The 18489-nt window shown below is 68.4% G+C and carries 15 protein-coding genes; 7 read left to right on the top strand and 8 right to left on the bottom strand.

Going from position 1 to position 18489, the window contains the following annotated elements; genetic code table 11:
• Nucleotides 1-89: 89 nt before the first annotated feature.
• Nucleotides 90-2246, bottom strand: coding sequence for a methionine--tRNA ligase (metG, locus tag KR541_RS12625; RefSeq protein ID WP_050012049.1), 2157 nt, complete (start codon nt 2244-2246; stop codon nt 90-92).
• 379 nt (nt 2247-2625) lie between these two features.
• Nucleotides 2626-3273, bottom strand: coding sequence for a YiaD family glycine zipper/OmpA-like lipoprotein (locus KR541_RS12620; protein WP_050012048.1), 648 nt, complete (start codon nt 3271-3273; stop codon nt 2626-2628).
• Between the two features lie 353 nt (nt 3274-3626).
• Between KR541_RS12620 and apbC the strand changes: the two genes are divergently transcribed.
• The 5 genes from apbC (at nt 3627) to KR541_RS12595 (ending at nt 9249) form a co-directional block, all read left to right on the top strand.
• The gene (gene apbC, locus KR541_RS12615; protein WP_050012047.1) at nt 3627-4718 is read left to right on the top strand and encodes an iron-sulfur cluster carrier protein ApbC; all 1092 of its coding nucleotides are present in this window, start codon (nt 3627-3629) and stop codon (nt 4716-4718) included.
• A 133-nt stretch (nt 4719-4851) separates the two neighbouring features.
• On the top strand, nt 4852-5388 hold the full coding sequence (gene sodC, locus KR541_RS12610; protein ID WP_050012046.1) for a superoxide dismutase [Cu-Zn]: 537 nt from the start codon (nt 4852-4854) through the stop codon (nt 5386-5388).
• A 112-nt stretch (nt 5389-5500) separates the two neighbouring features.
• Nucleotides 5501-6070, top strand: a complete 570-nt coding sequence (dcd, locus tag KR541_RS12605; protein WP_006398615.1) for a dCTP deaminase — start codon at nt 5501-5503, stop codon at nt 6068-6070.
• Between the two features lie 81 nt (nt 6071-6151).
• Nucleotides 6152-8431, top strand: a complete 2280-nt coding sequence (locus KR541_RS12600) for an arginine/lysine/ornithine decarboxylase (RefSeq protein ID WP_089488731.1) — start codon at nt 6152-6154, stop codon at nt 8429-8431.
• Nucleotides 8431-9249, top strand: coding sequence for a lysozyme inhibitor LprI family protein (locus KR541_RS12595; protein ID WP_050012044.1), 819 nt, complete (start codon nt 8431-8433; stop codon nt 9247-9249). The genes KR541_RS12600 and KR541_RS12595 overlap by 1 nt, the downstream gene beginning before the upstream one ends.
• Nucleotides 9250-9329: 80 nt before the next feature.
• Here the strand turns inward: KR541_RS12595 and KR541_RS12590 are convergent, their stop codons facing one another.
• The 5 genes from KR541_RS12590 to KR541_RS12570 all read right to left on the bottom strand — a co-directional run bounded on the left by KR541_RS12590 (nt 9330) and on the right by KR541_RS12570 (nt 15282).
• Nucleotides 9330-10013 carry an HAD family hydrolase gene (locus KR541_RS12590; protein ID WP_050012043.1) on the bottom strand — a complete coding sequence of 228 codons (684 nt, stop codon included), beginning with the start codon at nt 10011-10013 and terminating at the stop codon, nt 9330-9332.
• A 103-nt stretch (nt 10014-10116) separates the two neighbouring features.
• Nucleotides 10117-11526, bottom strand: a complete 1410-nt coding sequence (gene argH, locus KR541_RS12585; RefSeq protein WP_050012042.1) for an argininosuccinate lyase — start codon at nt 11524-11526, stop codon at nt 10117-10119.
• 89 nt (nt 11527-11615) lie between these two features.
• Nucleotides 11616-14003: a fimbria/pilus outer membrane usher protein gene (locus KR541_RS12580; protein ID WP_216089571.1), complete on the bottom strand. Its 2388-nt coding sequence runs from the start codon at nt 14001-14003 to the stop codon at nt 11616-11618.
• A 25-nt stretch (nt 14004-14028) separates the two neighbouring features.
• Nucleotides 14029-14739, bottom strand: coding sequence for a fimbrial biogenesis chaperone (locus KR541_RS12575; RefSeq protein ID WP_050012040.1), 711 nt, complete (start codon nt 14737-14739; stop codon nt 14029-14031).
• 6 nt (nt 14740-14745) lie between these two features.
• Nucleotides 14746-15282: a Csu type fimbrial protein gene (locus tag KR541_RS12570; protein WP_050012039.1), complete on the bottom strand. Its 537-nt coding sequence runs from the start codon at nt 15280-15282 to the stop codon at nt 14746-14748.
• A 297-nt stretch (nt 15283-15579) separates the two neighbouring features.
• Here KR541_RS12570 and KR541_RS12565 point away from each other — a divergent pair, with 297 nt between their 5' ends.
• Nucleotides 15580-16575 carry a Csu type fimbrial protein gene (locus tag KR541_RS12565; RefSeq protein ID WP_050012037.1) on the top strand — a complete coding sequence of 332 codons (996 nt, stop codon included), beginning with the start codon at nt 15580-15582 and terminating at the stop codon, nt 16573-16575.
• Nucleotides 16576-16582: 7 nt separating this feature from the next.
• On the opposite strand, the gene KR541_RS12560 is transcribed toward KR541_RS12565, so the two are convergent.
• Nucleotides 16583-17392: a helix-turn-helix transcriptional regulator gene (locus KR541_RS12560; RefSeq protein ID WP_050012036.1), complete on the bottom strand. Its 810-nt coding sequence runs from the start codon at nt 17390-17392 to the stop codon at nt 16583-16585.
• A 224-nt stretch (nt 17393-17616) separates the two neighbouring features.
• Between KR541_RS12560 and KR541_RS12555 the strand changes: the two genes are divergently transcribed.
• Nucleotides 17617-18369: a class I SAM-dependent methyltransferase gene (locus KR541_RS12555; protein ID WP_050012035.1), complete on the top strand. Its 753-nt coding sequence runs from the start codon at nt 17617-17619 to the stop codon at nt 18367-18369.
• The last annotated feature ends 120 nt before the right edge of the window (nt 18370-18489 follow it).

Raw genomic sequence — 18489 nt, 5'->3', positions numbered from 1 at the left:
GGAGGGCCGGCGTACCGGACAGCGATAAAAAAGCCCCGCGCGATTCAAACCGTGCGGGGCTTTTTTGCGCCAGCAGCAGCGCGTTTCGCTTACTTCACGCGCATGCCCGGCTTCGCGCCGCTATGCGGCTCGAGGATGTAGAGGCCCGGTTCCGCCTTCTCGTCGGTGGCCGACGCGGCGAGCACCATCCCTTCGGACAGGCCGAACTTCATCTTGCGCGGCGCGAGGTTCGCGACCATCACCGTCAGCTTGCCGACGAGCTGCTCGGGCTGGTACGCGGACTTGATGCCCGAGAACACGTTGCGGGTCTTTTCCTCGCCGACGTCGAGCGTGAGCTGCAGCAGCTTGTCCGAGCCCTCGACGGCCTGGCACGCGACGATCTTCGCGATGCGCAGGTCGATCTTCGCGAAATCGTCGATCGAGATCGGTGCATCGTCGGCGCCGTTCGCGGCGGCCGGCTTCGCGTTCGCCTTCGCGTTGTTTTTCGCATCCTTCGCGGCGTTCGCGCTCGCGGCGGCCGCACCCGTTGCCTCGGCCTGCAGCGAATCGCGGTTCGCGGCGAGCAGCGCTTCGAGCTGCTTCGCGTCGACACGCGTCATCAGGTGCTGGTACGCCTTGATCGGCTGCGCCGACGACAGCGGCTTTGCGGCATCGGCCCACGCGAGCGGCGCGATCCCGAAGAACGCCTCGACCGCTTCGGCGACGCGCGGCAGCACCGGCTTCAGCGCGAGCGACAGCAGGCGGAACGCCTCGAGGCTCACGCTGCAGGTTTCGTGCAGCGCGACCGCGTTGGCTGGATCCTTCGCGAGATCCCACGGTTTCGCGCCGTCGACGTACGCGTTCACTTCGTCAGCGAGCTCCATCGTGTGGCGCAGCGCGCGGCCGTATTCGCGTGCTTCGTAGCTCGCGGCGATTTGCGGAATCGCATCGCGCAGCTTCGCGACGAGCGGATGATTCATCGCGCTGTCCTGCACGCGGCCGTCGAAGCGCTTGATCAGGAAGCCGGCTGCGCGGCTCGCGATGTTCACGTACTTGCCGACGAGATCGCTGTTCACGCGCGCCTGGAAGTCGTCGAGGTTCAGGTCGATGTCTTCCATCGTCGCGTTCAGCTTCGCCGCGAAGTAGTAGCGCAGCCACTCGGGGTTCAGGCCCGTGTCGATGTAGCTCTGCGCGGTGATGAACGTACCGCGCGACTTCGACATCTTCGCGCCGTCGACGGTCAGGAAGCCGTGCGCGAACACGTTGGTCGGCGTGCGATGGCCCGAGAACTCGAGCATCGCGGGCCAGAACAGCGTGTGGAAGTACAGGATGTCCTTGCCGATGAAGTGATACTGCTCGGCCGTCGAGCCCGGGCGGATCCACGCGTCGAAATCGATGCCGTTACGGTCGCACAGGTTCTTGAAGCTCGCGTAGTAGCCGACCGGCGCGTCGAGCCACACGTAGAAATACTTGCCGGGCGCGCCCGGGATCTCGAAGCCGAAGTACGGCGCGTCGCGCGAGATGTCCCAGTCGGCGAGCTTGGCTTCGCCGGCGTCGCCGAGCCATTCGCGCATCTTGTTGGTCGCTTCGGGCTGCGCGAGGCCGCTCACCCATTCGCGCAGGAACGATTCGCAACGCGGGTCGGACAGGCGGAAGAAGTAGTGCTTCGAGGTCTTGCGCACCGGCGTCGCGCCCGACACGACCGAATACGGGTTCAGCAGTTCGGTCGGCAGGTACGTCGAGCCGCACACTTCGCAGCTGTCGCCGTACTGGTCCTTCGCGTGGCACTTCGGGCACTCGCCCTTGATGAAGCGGTCCGGCAGGAACATTTCCTTGACCGGATCGTAGGCCTGCTCGATTTCGCGTTCGGCGATCAGGCCGGCTTCCTGCAGCGCGAGATAGATCTTCTCGCTCAGCACGCGGTTCTCGTCCGAATCGGTCGAGTAGAAGTTGTCGAACGACACGCCGAAGCTGTCGAAGTCGCGCTTGTGCTCGGTCCACACGCGGTCGATCAGCTGCTTCGGCGTCACGCCTTCCTTCTCCGCGCGCAGCATGACCGGCGTGCCGTGCGTATCGTCGGCGCCGATGTAGTAGACCTCATGGCCATGCATTCGCAGCGTCCGCACCCAGATGTCGGTCTGGATGTACTCGACCAGGTGGCCGATGTGGATCTGCCCGTTGGCATAGGGCAGTGCGGACGTAACGAGGATCTGGCGGCTGCCTTGCGGCGCCGCAGCCTGCACGGAGGTGAGGTCGGATGCGGACATAGTGTCTGGAGAAGAACAGCGGGAAAAACGACGGGAAACCGCGATTCTAGCAGGGGCGCGGGCCAGCGCGGCGGGCGGGCGCCGCGGACCGGGCGCCGGAACGGGCAGGGGCGCCCGCGCGGCGTGCCGGGGGGTGTTGTGCTGCAGCGCAACACGAATTCTGCGGGCAAAAAAAACCGGGGCGGATACGGCCCCGGAGCAACAACGACAAGAGGAGAATGGTGACGCGCCGGCAACACCAGCCGCGTACCGTAAATACTGACCACGGCCTGCGACAGAAGTTCGAAAATTTTTTCGATTTGTTACCGGCCCCGCCCAACGCCTTGTCAGGCGGGGCAGTGCGGGCGCGGCGCCCGCACATTTCCTCTCGTGGTCGCGCTTATTGATGCTGTTGCGGCGCGCGCAGGTAGATCTCGACGCGGCGGTTCTGCGCGCGGCCGGCTTCGGTCGCGTTGTCCGCGATCGGGTTCGACGGGCCCATGCCTTGCGCGGACAGACGGCCGCCGTTCACGCCGCGCTGCACGAGCGCGTTCACGACGCTTTGCGCGCGATTCTGCGACAGCGTCTGGTTCAGCTGCGCCGAGCCCGTGCTGTCCGTGTAGCCGACGATCGACGCCGTCACTTGCGGGTTCTGGTTCAGCGTGGTCGCCAGGTCGTTCAGCAGCGGCGTGAACGCCGGCGTGATCGCGTACTGGTTCGTCGCGAACGTGACCGAGCTCGGCACGTTCAGCTTCAGCGAGCCGTCCGGCTGCTCGGTGACCTGCGTGCCCGTCTGCGCTGCCGAAGGCGCGAGCTTGTTCTTGATCGCTTGCCAGTTGTAACCCGTCACGCCGCCGACCAGTGCGCCGACGCCCGCGCCGATCGCCGCGCCCTTGCCGCCACCGGCCAGTGCACCGATGCCCGCGCCCAGCGCCGCACCCGTGCCGGTACCGACGGCCGTGTTGTTACCTTGCTGCGTGGCGCAGCCTGCCAGCAGCGCGCCGGCGAGTGCGAAGACGGACAGGCGAGTCGCGATTTTCATGTTCATCTTGGATTCCTCTCTTGGTTGAACGAGTCGACAACGACGACAAACAACAGTGATGGCTCCCTGCGCGGGCCGTCCGAAAAAGGAAGGCCGGCCGGCGCTCGCGGCAGCCGCCGAGGCGCTCGCATGCCCTGTCCGTCAGCGTGGCTGTTCGGGCAGTGCGACGCGTCAGCCTCTACAATATAGGCGGTGAGTGGCCGATTTGGCCCTATAGCATGCCGCACGCGAAGAGTGCGCCGGGTCGCGCGTTCGCGCAATGGCGTGCAACAGATTCTTTCACTTTTCCCGAATTTCGCCGCGGAATTTGATATTTTTTGACGTTTTGCGCGCGAGAAAAACGTTTTCACGGAGTTTCGATGAGCATTGACCGGGCCCAAGTCGACGCCGCGCTGGCGGCAGTCGTCGACCCCAATACCGGCCGCCCGTACGCGGCGAACAAGGGCGTGCGCAACGTCGCGATCGACGGCGATGTCGTGGCGCTCGACGTGGTGCTCGGTTATCCGGCGCGCAGCCAGCACGACGACGTGCGCGCGCGCGTCGCCGCAGCGCTCCAGGCCGTGCCGGGCGTGCGCGACGCGCGCGTCGCCGTGTCGCAGGAGATCGTCGCGCATACGGTACAGCGCGGCGTGAAGCTGTTGCCGAATGTGAAGAACATCGTCGCGGTCGCGTCGGGCAAGGGCGGGGTCGGGAAGAGCACGACGGCCGTCAATCTCGCGCTCGCGCTCGCCGCGGAAGGCGCGTCGGTCGGCATTCTCGACGCCGACATCTACGGCCCGTCGCTGCCGACGATGCTCGGCATCCACGGCCAGCGCCCCGAGTCGCCGGACAACCAGTCGATGAACCCGCTGGTCGGCCACGGGCTGCAGGCGAACTCGATCGGCTTCCTGATCGAGGAAGACAACCCGATGGTGTGGCGCGGCCCGATGGCCACGTCCGCGCTCGAGCAGCTGCTGCGCCAGACCAACTGGCGCGAGCTCGACTACCTGATCGTCGACATGCCGCCGGGCACGGGCGACATCCAGCTCACGCTCGCGCAGCGCGTGCCCGTCACCGGCGCGGTGATCGTCACGACGCCGCAGGACATCGCGCTGCTGGACGCGAAGAAGGGGCTGAAGATGTTCGAGAAGGTCGGGATCCCGATCCTCGGCATCGTCGAGAACATGAGCATCCACGTCTGCTCGAACTGCGGCCACGAGGAGCACATCTTCGGCGCCGGCGGGGCGGAGCGGATGGCGAAGGATTACGACGTGACCGTGCTCGGCAGCCTGCCGCTCGACATCGCGATCCGCGAGCGCGCCGACAGCGGCACGCCGACGGTCGCGGCCGATCCCGAAGGCGCGCTCGCGCGTCGTTACCGCGACATCGCGCGTGGGGTCGCGCTGGCGATTGCCGAGCGATCGCGCGACATGACGTCGAAGTTCCCGTCGATCGTTGTTCAAAATACGTAAAACCCTTGCGGGGCGGGGCCTCACGCTGTTTGCTGCGCCGCGAGGCGCGGTATCATGGCGACTTTTCCCGGGTCCCTTTACCCGCCCGGCGCGGCCGTCGTCTCGAACGGTCGCCAGCCGGCATGAGGATCGAATGAAACAACGACATCACGGCGTGCGCGCCGGCCGCGCGCGGCGCGCGCTGCTGGCCGCCGCCGCGCTGGGCCTGCTGGCCGGCTGTACCTCCTTTTCCTCGTCGCACGAAAAACGGGCCGACGCGCAACTGCAGCCGACGGTCGGCTCGCAGGCGCGTGGCGCGGTGACGTTCGTCGAGCGCCCGGACGGCGTGCAGGTCACCTACAACCTGGTCGGCCTGCCGCCGAACAGCGATCACGCGCTGCAGGTGCACGAACGCGGCGACTGCAACGCGGGCGACGGCTCGAGCGCCGGCCAGGTGTTCGCGCCGGCCGCCGACCGGTTGCGCGCGGGCGCGCGCGTCGCCGGCGATCTCGGCAACATCCACGCGGATGCGAACGGCGTCGCGGCCGGCTTCATCGTCGCGCCCGATCTGGCCCTCGATGGCGTGCGCTCGGCGATGAACCGCGCGGCGCTGGTGCACCGCGACGCGAGCGACCCCGCGTTTTCGCAGCATGGCGCGGGGCCTGCGCTGGCTTGCGGCGTGATCCGTTGACGGCCGCCGCGTGCGTGGGCCGATGATCGCGTAAAATGTCCGCCTTTCCCGGCCGCCGCCTCGCGCGAGCGGCCCTCCCTGATTGTCACGCAGCGTTTCCAGGCGCCCAGATATGAGCATCAAGTCCGACAAATGGATTCGGCGCATGGCCGAAGAGCACAAGATGATCGAGCCGTTCGTGCCCGATCAGGTCCGCGCGTCCGAGGACGGCCGCCGGATCGTCAGCTACGGCACGTCGAGCTACGGCTACGACATCCGCTGCGCGGACGAATTCAAGATCTTCACGAACATCAACTCGACGATCGTCGATCCGAAGAACTTCGACGAGGGTTCGTTTGTCGATTTCAAGGGCGACGTGTGCATCATCCCGCCGAATTCGTTCGCGCTGGCCCGCACCGTCGAATATTTCCGCATCCCGCGCACCGTGCTGACCGTCTGCCTCGGCAAGTCGACCTATGCGCGCTGCGGGATCATCGTCAACGTGACGCCGTTCGAACCCGAATGGGAAGGCTACGTCACGCTGGAATTCTCGAACACCACGCCGTTGCCCGCGAAGATCTACGCGAACGAAGGCGTCGCGCAGGTGCTCTTCTTCGAAAGCGACGAGGTGTGCGACGTGTCGTACGCCGATCGCGGCGGCAAGTATCAGGGGCAGCGCGGTGTCACGCTGCCGAAAACCTGATCTGGTTGCATAACGTCTCACCAGTTTCCGGGTGACCGCTGCGCGTGACGCGCCGCGGTCGTTCTTTTTGGAGAATCGCCCATGAAGTTTCGTTTCCCCGTCGTCATCATCGACGAAGATTTCCGCTCCGAGAACATCTCGGGCTCCGGCATCCGGGCGTTGGCCGAAGCGATCGAGAAGGAGGGCGTCGAAGTCCTCGGCCTCACGAGCTACGGCGATCTGACGTCGTTCGCGCAGCAATCGAGCCGCGCGTCGTGCTTCATCCTGTCGATCGACGACGACGAACTCATGCTCGGCGAAACCGGCCCGGACGGCGAGCTGCCGGAGCTCGCGACCGCGATCATCGAGCTGCGCGCGTTCGTCACCGAAGTGCGCCGCCGCAACGCGGACATCCCGATCTTCCTGTACGGCGAGACGCGCACGTCGCGCCATCTGCCGAACGACATCCTGCGCGAACTGCACGGCTTCATCCACATGTTCGAGGACACGCCGGAGTTCGTCGCGCGCCACATCATCCGCGAGGCGAAGGTCTATCTCGATTCGCTCGCGCCGCCGTTCTTCAAGGAACTGGTGAAGTACGCGGACGAAGGCTCGTACTCGTGGCACTGCCCCGGGCACTCGGGCGGCGTCGCGTTCCTGAAGAACCCGCTCGGCCAGATGTTCCACCAGTTCTTCGGCGAGAACATGCTGCGCGCGGACGTCTGCAACGCGGTGGACGAACTCGGTCAGCTGCTCGACCACACCGGCCCGGTCGCGGCGTCCGAGCGCAACGCGGCGCGCATCTTCAGCGCCGATCACCTGTTCTTCGTGACCAACGGCACGTCGACGTCGAACAAGATCGTCTGGCACGCGACGGTCGCACCGGGCGACATCGTGCTGGTCGACCGCAACTGCCACAAGTCGATCCTGCACGCGATCACGATGACGGGCGCGATCCCCGTGTTCCTCACGCCGACGCGCAACCATTTCGGCATCATCGGGCCGATCCCGCGCGACGAATTCAAGCCGGAGAACATCCGCCGGAAGATCGAGGCGAACCCGTTCGCGCGCGAGGCGCTGCGCCAGAACCCGGACATGAAGCCGCGGATCCTGACGATCACGCAGAGCACGTACGACGGCGTCGTCTACAACGTCGAGATGATCAAGGACCTGCTCGGCGACCTGCTCGACACGCTGCACTTCGACGAAGCGTGGCTGCCGCACGCGACGTTCCACGATTTCTACCGCGACATGCACGCGATCGGCGACGGCCGTCCGCGCACCGGCGCGCTCGTGTTCGCGACGCACTCGACGCACAAGCTGCTCGCGGGCATTTCGCAGGCGTCGCAGATCGTCGTGCAGGATTCGGAGAACCGCACCTTCGACAAGCACCGCTTCAACGAGGCGTACCTGATGCACACGTCGACGAGCCCGCAGTACGCGATCATCGCGTCGTGCGACGTCGCGGCCGCGATGATGGAGCCGCCGGGCGGCACCGCGCTCGTCGAGGAATCGATCGCCGAGGCGATCGACTTCCGCCGCGCGATGCGCAAGGTCGACGCCGAATACGGCGACGACTGGTTCTTCAGCGTGTGGGGGCCGGACAACCTGTCCGAGGAAGGTATCGGGTCGCGCGAAGACTGGATGCTGAAGCCGAACGACCACTGGCACGGCTTCGGCCCGCTCGCGGAAGGCTTCAACATGCTCGACCCGATCAAGGCGACGATCATCACGCCGGGGCTCGACGTCGACGGCGAGTTCGGCGAGACCGGCATTCCGGCCGCGATCGTCACGAAGTACCTGGCCGAGCACGGGATCATCGTCGAGAAGACCGGCCTGTACTCGTTCTTCATCATGTTCACGATCGGCATCACGAAGGGTCGCTGGAACTCGATGGTGACCGAGCTGCAGCAGTTCAAGGACGACTACGACAACAACCAGCCGCTGTGGCGCGTGCTGCCGGAATTCGTCGCGCAGCATCCGCGCTACGAGCGCGTCGGCCTGCGCGACCTGTGCACGCAAATCCACGACGTGTACCGCGCGAACGACATCGCCCGCCTGACGACGGAGATGTACCTGTCGGACATGGAACCGGCGATGAAGCCGTCGGACGCGTTCGCGAAGCTCGCGCACCGCAAGATCGACCGCGTGCCGCTCGACGAGCTCGAAGGCCGCGTGACGAGCATCCTGCTCACGCCGTACCCGCCGGGCATTCCGCTGCTGATCCCGGGCGAGCGCTTCAACAAGACGATCGTGAACTACCTGCGGTTCGCGCGCGACTTCAACGAACGCTTCCCGGGCTTCCACACCGACATCCACGGCCTCGTCGCGGAAGAGGTGAACGGCCGCGTCGAGTACTTCGTCGACTGCGTGCGCGACTGATGGCGGCGCACGGACGAATCCGGACGATGCGCGCGGCGCTGGCCGCGCTCGTCGTCTGGGCGGCAGGATTGGCGGCGCTCGCGGGCGCGAGTGTCGCCCATGCGGAAGTCGCGGCGGCCGACCCGATCGACGTCGCGATGCGGCAATGCCTCGCGCGGCGCGATCGGTCGTCGCCGGCCGGGCAGATCCAGTGCATGGGCGAAGCGCAGCAGCAGTGGCAGGCCGTGATGGACGGCGCGTACCAGCGCCTGTTGAAGGATGCGCCGGCCGACGCGAAGCGCGGCTGGCAGGACAGCCAGCGCCGCTGGCTCACGTGGCGCAAGGACGAAGTGCTGCTGCTGAAGGCCGTGTACGACACGACGCGCGGCACCGCGTATGCGATGTCGAGCGCCGACCTGCAGTTGCAGCCGGTGCGCGATCGCGCGCTGGCGCTGCGCGGCGCGGCCGATCGCTATGCGCCGCCGCCCGCCGCCGTGCCGGTCGCGGCGACGAGCGGTGCGCAGGGCGGTGCCGGTGGGGTCGCGCCGGCCGGCGCCAAGCCGGCGAATGCGCCGCGCGATCCGGCGATCCGCCGCGTGCGGCCGTGCGCGCAGGACGCCGCATGCGAACACGCGTTATTCGACTTGAACCGCTATTACCAGAAGCTGCACCGCAAGATGCCCGCGCATTCGGCCGCGACGCTCGTGCGCGCGCAGCGCGCGTGGGTGGCGTTCCGCGATGCGACGGCGCCGCTCGTCGGCGAGGACGGACGCGTCGACCTGATCGGCGCGCGCATCGCGACGATGAAGCGGCTGTCGGAGACGGCCGGCAATCGGTAAAGGCGCGCCGCTTTTGACTGCGGCGACATGATGAAACGGGCACCCTCGGGTGCCCGTTTTGCGTTGGAGCGGTGTATCGCCTACGCGGGCTGCGACATGCCCTGCAGCCCGAACCACGACGGCACGAGCGCGACCGCGTCGTCGAGCGACGCGAGCACGTGCAGGCTCAGCGCGACGATGTCGGGCGTCGGCGCTTTCAGGTCGGGCACGGTGACGACCGCGGCGCCGGCGCCGGCGGCCGACTGCGCGCCGAAGTCGCTGTCCTCGAACGCGACGCACGCGTGCGCCGGCACGCCGAGACGCTCGGCCGCGAGCCGGTAGACGGCCGGGTCGGGCTTGCCGCGCGCGACTTCGTCGCCGCCCGCGATCGCGCGGAAGAACGGCAGCACGCCGACCGCGTCGAGCCGCGCACGGATCACGTCGCGCGCGGACGACGACGCGACCGCGCACGGAATGCCGGCCTGCGCGAGCGTTTCGAGCAGCGCGAGCGCGCCCGACTTCAGCGGAAACTTCGGATGGGGTTCGGGTGCGGCGAGTTGCTCGCGCACGCGGATGCGCACCGCGTCGAACGTGTCGGCGTCGCCGATCAGCCGCGCGAGGATCACCTGGCCTTCGGCGAACGAGCGGCCGACGATCTGCAGGTAATCGATCTCGGTCAGCACGACGCCGTGCGCGTTCGACACGTCGATCCACGTGTTCATGATGGTCCGCTCGGAATCGACGAGCAGGCCGTCCATGTCGAAGAGCGCGGCGGAGAAGGTCATCGTGGGCGTCCGTGAAGCGGTGAAGCGGGGAAGCGACGGGCGGCGCAACGGCCGCCCGAATGAAAAACGGACGCCGAAGGCGTCCGTCCGGGACGGCGGGTCGTTACTTGCCGATCGCGGCGCGGGCAGCCTTGACGGCCGCGCGCACCTGGTCGGGCGCGGTGCCGCCCGGATGGTTGCGGCTCGCGACCGACCCTTCGAGCGTCAGGTAGCCGAACACGTCGTCGCCGATCAGGTGCGCAACGTTCGGCAGCTCCTGCTTCATTTCGTCGAGCGTCAGGTCGGCGAGGTCGATCCCGCGGTCGTCGCAGATCTTCACCGCGTGCGCGACGGCTTCGTGCGCGTCGCGGAACGGCAGGCCGCGCTTGACCAGGTAGTCGGCGAGGTCGGTGGCCGTCGAGAAGCCCTGCAGCGCGGCCGCGCGCATCGCGTCCGGCTTCACGGTGATGCCGGCGACCATCTCGGCGAAGATCCGCAGCGTGTCGGCGACGGTGTCGACCGTGTCGAACAGCGGTTCCTTGTCTTCCTGGTTGTCCTTGTTGTACGCGAGCGGCTGGCCCTTCATCAGCGTGAGCAGCGCCATCAGATGGCCGTTCACGCGGCCGGTCTTGCCGCGCGCGAGTTCGGGCACGTCCGGGTTCTTCTTCTGCGGCATGATCGAGCTGCCGGTGCAGAAGCGGTCGGCGATGTCGATGAAGCCGACGCGCGGGCTCATCCACAGCACGAGTTCTTCGGAGAAGCGCGACACGTGCGTCATCACGAGCGCCGACGCCGCGGTGAATTCGATCGCGAAGTCGCGATCGGACACCGCGTCGAGCGAGTTCGCGCAGATGCCGTCGAAGCCGAGCGTTTTCGCCACTGCATGACGGTCGATCGGGTAGCTGGTGCCCGCGAGCGCGGCCGCGCCGAGCGGCAGGCGGTTCACGCGGGTGCGGCAGTCGCGCATGCGTTCCGCGTCGCGCGAGAACATCTCGACGTACGCGAGCAGGTGGTGGCCGAACGTGACCGGCTGCGCGACCTGCAGGTGCGTGAAGCCCGGCATGATCGTGTCGGCGTTCTGTTCCGCGAGGTCGATCAGCGCGCCGCGCAGGTCGTTCAGCAGGCCGCCGATGCGGTCGATCTCGCCGCGCAGCCACAGGCGGATGTCGGTCGCGACCTGGTCGTTGCGCGAGCGGCCCGTGTGCAGGCGCTTGCCGGCATCGCCGATCAGCGCGGTCAGGCGCGCCTCGATGTTCAGGTGGACGTCTTCCAGGTCGAGCTGCCATTCGAATTCGCCACGCTCGATCTCGCCTTTGATCTGCGCCATCCCGCGTTCGATCGCGGCCAGGTCGTCGGCGCTGATGATCTTCTGCGCGGCGAGCATGTTCGCGTGCGCGAGCGAGCCGGCGATGTCGACGAGCGCGAGGCGCTTGTCGAAAAACACCGACGACGTGTAGCGCTTGACCAGCTCCGACATCGGTTCCGAGAAGCGGGCCGACCAGGCCTCGCCCTTTTTGTGCAGTTGGGACGTCATGGCGATTCTTCGAAGGGGAGTTGGGCGGCCGTGGGCCGCCGAGGGAATCCCGCGATTCTAACATTCGCGAAGCGGGCGGCCGGCGCGCGCTACCGCGGGCCGCAGGTCAGCGGGCCGATGCGCGGCAGCGTGCCGTCGTCCGGCCGCCGGTACGCGAATTCGACGGTGCAGTCGCGGCCGCTGCCGGAGATCTCCAGGTGGTTGGTCTCGACGAGGCCGTCGACGAAGGTCAGGCCGTCGTAGCCGACGATCGTGCGCTGGCCGCTTTCGACGTGGCGGACCGCGAGTCCCGGCGGAAGCGGCGTGCCGTCCGGCGCGTGCAGCGCGATCGACGCGGCGCTGTAGCGCGTGATGGCGAAGTGCGCGAGCACGCCGGAGCGGGCCTGCGGCACGACGTCGAGCGTCGTGTCGGCGATCCGCGCGTCGGCCGGCAGCGCGCTGCCGTCGATCGCGACGCGATTGTTCTGGTACGCATTCAGGTCGGGCACCAGCAGGTAGCCGGCCCGGTCCGTCGCGCCGATCGGCCGGTTCTGGTGCAGCACGGGCACGCGCCCCGTGTCGGTCGAGACGAGCGCGAAGCCGTCGTCGACGCGGCGCGCCGTCATCACCCGGCCGTCCATCAGCACGAACGCGCCCGTGATGTCGGCCGCCGCGTTGCCGCGCCCGTCGAACGATTGCGCGAGCAGCGTGAGCTGGCCGGCGCGGCCGAGATACTGCAGCTGGCCCTGCCCGTAGCGCGTGCCCGCGTTGGCGCCGGCCTGCACGTTCCAGCCGAAGCCGCCGCCGTAGTCGGGCGGCCGCGATGCGTTGAGCGTGTAGGTCGATTCGCCGTTCTGCCGCCCGGCGTTCGCGGAGACGGACGTGTTGCCGCCGAGCCCGATGCTCAGGCTCACGAAGAAGCCGCGCGCGTCGCGTTGCCGGAAGTCCTGGAAGCCGCTGAACGTGATCGAGGTCAGGCCGCCGAGGTTGACGAGGTAAGCGAGCGAGCCGATCCGCGACGCGGCGACGCCCGGATACTTGAGGGCCAGATAGCTGAACGACAGCGTTTGCGCGCGCAGGAACGGGAACGACACCGTCACGCGATCGGTGGCGCGCGAGACCGGCACGCCTTCGCGGCTGCCCAGGTCGACGTAGTCGCCGAATGCGCGCAGCGTCTGTGCGTCGATCGAGAAGCGCGACGTCACGTACTGGTAGCCGATGCCGGCCTGCACGCCGGTCCTGCCCGGCGCGCTGAGCGCCAGGGACGCGTTCGCCACGCCCCGCTCGCCGAGGCGCGCGAGCACGCCGGCGCCGGCGTTGTAGACGCCGGCCGTCGCTTCCCCGTGCGCTTCGACGGTCAGCCGCTCGCTGATCCCGTAGCGCAGCGAGGCGCTCGCCGCCGGCGTGCGCGCGTAGTCGAACGAATCGGTGCCGTACGCGCGGCGCAGGAAACCGGCTTCGACCGAATAGCTGGCGAGGCCGGGCGCGAGCAGGCGCGTATCGACGTACAGCGGAATCGACGTCGCGATCGCGCGGCCGAGCGCGTCGCGCGTGACGACCGTCGCGTTGCCCGCGCCGGTGATGCCCGGCACGCTGTTGATCACGAACGGCCCGCTCGGCACGTTGCCGCTGAACTGGCGCACGTTGTTCACGTACAGGTCGACCGACGTCGGCACGACCGCGCTGCCGGACAGTGCAGGCACCGGAAACGTGACGAGGTCGGGGCGCAGGCCGAAATTGCTGCGCCACTGCACGCCGCCCAGGCGCAGCGAGCGCGTCCAGGACAGCGACGACGAAATCGTGTCGCCGACCTGGGTCGTCGTGAGCGTGCCGGGATGCGAGCGGGTCCAGGACGTGTCGTAGCGTACGTAGCGCCGGCGATCGTCGTACAGGTACGCGATGCCGGTGCTGCTGAGTACGCCGGCCGGATCGAAATAGCGCGCCTCGCTCCAGACCGCGAGCGGTGCGCGCGCGACGGTTTGCGCGTACGCATCGTAGTTCAGCACGAAGCCGCGGCCGGACGTGGCCGGCGGCGCGGCGGCGAGCGCGCGCGTATCGAACGTGTGCGGAATCCGCAGTGCATCGGGCACGCGCAGGTCGAGCGTCTGCCGGCCGGCGTCGTAGTCGTAGTGCAGCCCCGCGAGCGTATCGAGCGCGACGAGCGTGTTCGACGGCGCGTTCGCGGGGCCGCCGGTCGCGATGCCCAGGTCGTTCAGGTCGGTGGACGCCGCATACAGCCGCCCGTCGATCTGCCGGAACCGGGCAATCCGGTGCGTCGGTTCGCCATTGAGCGACACGTCGAGATACAGCCCGTCGGCTTGCGCCGCGGCTTCGGACGCGGCGGCGGGCGGCACCGGCGCCGGCTGCGCGCATACGGCGAGCGCGCGCAGCGCCAGTATCAGCGCCAGCGCGAGCGGCGCGGCGGTGGGCCGGCCGGGCCCGGCGTGTCGTACGGGGCAGTCGGGCCGGAGGGTCTTGCTCGGCGTCGGCACGGGCACCGTCGTGCGATCCTGCTCGGGTGGCTCAGGGCGCCGTCAGCCGGGCTTCGACCGGCTGCGCGTTGACGGTCGCCTGGATCTTGACGAACGGCGTGCCGGCGTCGAGCTTGAGCGGCCAGCGTCGCGTACTGCCCGCGAGCGCATAACCGAGCAGCCCGCGCGTGACCTCGTGGACACCGCCTCGCGCATCGACCAGCCGGACCGCGGAAATCTGCGCCCGCCGTCCGCCGCGATTGTCGACCGTGAGCCGCATGCCGGTCCCGTCGGGTTCGACGCGCCAGTCGAGGCGCGGGGACGCTGGCGCGGCATCGGGCTCGACGAATACGGGCACGGAATAGCGCAGCCGGATCGTCACGCCGTTGTCGACCGGCGTGCCCGGTGCGGGCAGTTCGTCGATCAGCACGCGATAGCTCTCCTCGGCGGCCGGCGTGCCGCGGCTCGTGCGTACGAGCCGGATCAACTGCTCGGCGTTCGCGTCGATCTGCAGCAGCGGCGGCGACGCGGCGAGCGCGTCGGTCGGCGTCATCACGTCGGTGCCGTTTTCCTGCGTCCAGCGATAGGTGCGGACCTGGCCGTAGATCGGCCGTCCGCCCGGGTTGCTGAGCGTCATGCTCGCGGCGGCCGCCGATGGCGGCAGCTCGATCGTCACGGGCGTGATCTGCAGCGTGGCGGCATGCGAGACCGCCGCCGCCCATCCGACGTACAGCGCGGCCAACGCGCGCGGGAACAATCGCACGGCCCGTTAGAAATAGACGGTGGCGGTGACCGAGGCCTGGTAGGTGTCGGGCTTCGGCGTCGCCTGCGCGGGCACCTGGCCGTACACGTTCAGCACCTGCGCGGAACCGGTGCCGGTGCCGCCCACCGTGTCGGTGCCTTGCGTATTGCCCCAGATCGTCGAGTGGCCCGAGTCCTGATAGAGCTGGTAGCCGACCGTCGTGCCGGTATTGCCGGTCGTGGTGCCGCCCATCAGCCGGCTGGCGACGGTCGAGCCGCTCACCGTGCCGGCGTCGAGCCCGACGTTGTAGGGCGTCGAGTTCGTGCAGGTGACGGAGACCGTCGTCTGCTGGTTGAGCGTCGACGCGAGCACGCCGGTCGTGCCGAATGCAAGCGGGTTCGCGGCGATCGTGCAGTTCGCCTGAATCGTGAGCGTGACGTTGAATTGTGCGGTGGCCGTGCCGTTCGAATAGACTGCGGCAACGGTGACGGGCTGCAGCACCGGCGCGAACGCGAACGTGGCTGCGAGCATGACTGAAAAAACACGACGTCGGGAATCTATCATTATGATTGTCTCCTGCCGTTCAAGGGGTCGCCCGGCCGCGGAGTGCCTGCCGCGTGGTCTGTTGCCGGTCGCCGTTACCGCTCTGTCGTTGGAGGAAGACTACTCCACCGCTTCGGTCGCGCGCAATGGAGAAAACGCCGACCTGGCGGGCATTGTCCGGGGGGGGCGGACGGATTCCATCGGCCTATTGATATGGATCAAGTAACAGTGCGAACGATCGATGCGCGGACCGATACGATGACGGCGCGACCCGGTCCGCGAACCCGATCGGGCGGACGGTTTTTTTCGGGGAGATGCATGGCGGATGACGGCTTCGACGTGGCGCGCCGCTGGATGCGCGCGCTCGCGTACCTGCTGCTGGCCGCGCTGCTCGGCATGCCGTGGATGCCCGCGCGTGCGGATACGTGCACGGTGACGCCGCCGGCGCCGAGCTTCGGCTCGGTCAGCCCGATCACGCAACAGGCGTACACGACGACGGCCACGATGACCGTGAACTGCACGTGGGACGTGCTGAGCCTGAACACCGGCGTGCTGGTGTGCGTGAACCTCGGCGGCACGAGTCCGCGCTACCTGAGCAACGGGACGAACCAGATGCAGTACGACCTGTATCAGGATGCGGGCTATTCGCAGCCCTGGGGCGCCGTGAGCAGCGGCACGACGCCGATCTCGCTGACGTTGACGAAACCGGCGCTCGGCACGTCCGCGAGTGCGAACGTGACCATCTACGGCCGCATCGCGCCGAACCAGCCGACCGTGCCGACCGTGAACAACGACAGCACCGTCTATACGCAGAGTTTCAGCGGCAACCAGGCCGCATACAGCTACAGTTTTTCGTTGCTCGGCGTGCTGCCGACACCGTGCGTGTCGCAGTCGACGGCCGGCACGATGACGGTTACGACGACCGCCACCGTCGTCAACAACTGCATCATCAGCGCGACCGGCGTCGCGTTTCCGCCGGCAGGCGTGCTGGCGTCGGCGCTGACCGCGAGCGGCTCGATCAGCGCGCGCTGCACGAACGGCGACGCATTCCGGATCGCGTTGAACGGCGGCGGCAGCGGCAACGTCGCCGCACGCACGATGCAGCGCGCGGGCGGCGGGTCGGTCAGCTACCAGCTCTATCAGGACAGCGGCTTCACGCAGCCATGGGGCGACGGCACCGCCGGCACGTCGATGGCGACCGGCACCGGCAGCGGGTTCGCGCAGGCGATCACCGTGTACGGCCGCGTGCCCGCGCAAGCGACGCCGGCGCCCGGCAACTACAGCGACACGATTACCGCGACGATCAGCTTCTGAGCCGCGCTCAGTCGCGCACCAGCACGACGAGCTTCAGGTCCTCGCGGTGCGCGGGCTTCAGCGTGATCTGCTGATACACGACGCGGCCGTCGGCCGGATGGTCGAATTCGCGCAGCCCGCCTTCGCGCTCGAACACGTCCTGCGACGCCCAGTACTGCGCGAACGCGTCGCTGCCGGCCGTCAGCGCGTCGATCAGCGCGCGCGTCGGCGCATCGGTCAGGTGGCGGATCGCATCGGCGCGGAATTCGGCGGCGAGCCGCCGGGCGCGGGTTTCCCAGTCGACGATCAGCGTGCGGGCGGCCGGCGACATGAACGTGAAGCGCAGCAGGTTGCGGTCGTGTTCGCCGTCGAGCCAGCCGGAAAAGAGCGCGGCAGCCGGCGCATTCCACGCGAGCGCGTTCCATTGTCGGTCGAGCACGTAGGCGGGCGTCGCGATCGCCGCGACGGTCGCGGCGAGCGTCGGCGGCAGGTCGCCGCCCGCGACGTCGGGCTCGGCCGGGTCGCGCTGCGCGGCGAGCTCGAACAGATACGCGCGCTCGGCCTTCGACAGCTGCAACGCGACCGCGATCCGGGCCAGCGCGTCGGCCGAGGCCGACACGGGCCGACCCTGTTCGATCCACGTGTACCAGGTCGGGCTGACGCCGCACAGTTGCGCGACTTCCTCGCGCCGCAGCCCCGGCGTGCGTCGGCGCGGGCCGGGCGGCAGGCCGACGGCCTGCGGCGACAGCCGCTCGCGGTGGGCGCGGATGAATTCGCCGAGCGCGCGGGCAGGCGTGGCGTCGAGCGGCGGGACGGGGGCGGAGGAGAGTTGGCTCATGCGGAAACGGCAAAGTGGAAGCGAAAACGCGGCAACGATCGAACGATCAGACAGGTGGATCGAATACCAGAATAACTGCTTAACTTGTACTGGTACACACGCCGGCCTATTGTAGCGGCTCGCGCGCTGGCAGGGCAGCGGGCGTCCCCCACAATACGTTGCACGGGGCCGGATCGCGCGCCGAAGCGTCGGTCGGCCGACTGCATCCAGGACAGGAGCGAACGATGAAACACCACGACCAGGTCGCCGACGCATTCGGCACGACGGCCGCCGCCTATCTGACCAGCACGGTTCATGCGACGGGCGCCGACCTGCAGACGCTCGCCGACGCGGTGCGTGCGACGCCCGATGCGGCGGTGCTCGACCTCGGTTGCGGCGCCGGCCACGCGAGCTTCGCGGTCGCGCCGCACGTGCGCGACGTGGTCGCGTACGACCTCGCCGCGCCGATGCTCGCGACCGTCGACGCGGCCGCGCGCGAGCGCGGGCTCGCGAACATCCGCACGCAGCAGGGTCCGGCCGAGCGGCTGCCGTTCGACACCGCGACGTTCGACTGGGTCGTGAGCCGGATGAGCGCGCATCACTGGCACGACGTTCGCGCGGCGCTCGCCGAGGTGCGCCGCGTGCTGAAGCCGGGCGGCCGCGTGCTGATGATCGACATCGCGGGCAACGACCATCCGTTGCTCGATACGTACCTGCAGGCCGCGGAAGTGCTGCGTGACGCGTCGCACGTGCGCGACTACCGTGCGGACGAATGGCTCGCGATGTTCCGCACCGCCGGTTTCGACGCGCAGGTGCACAGCCGCTGGCGGCTGCCGATCGATTTCGACACGTGGGTCGCGCGCATCCGCACGCCGGCCGACAGCGTCGCAGGCATTCGCGCGCTGTGGGCGCATGCGCCGGACGAGGTGCGCGGCTATTACGCGGTGCGGCCCGACGGTTCGTTCGAGCACGATGCGTTGCTGATCGACGCGCACTGAGCGTGCGGCGCGCGCTGCGCCGTTGCGCCATTTCGTCGCCGCATGAAAAAAGCCGCGATACGCATCGACGCGTATCGCGGCTTTCGTTATCCCGGCCGGCGCCGAACACGTCCGGCGCCG

This window comes from Burkholderia sola (assembly GCF_905400185.1).
Classification (GTDB): Bacteria; Pseudomonadota; Gammaproteobacteria; order Burkholderiales; family Burkholderiaceae; genus Burkholderia; species Burkholderia sola.
This window is presented reverse-complemented; position numbering and strand designations above follow the sequence as displayed.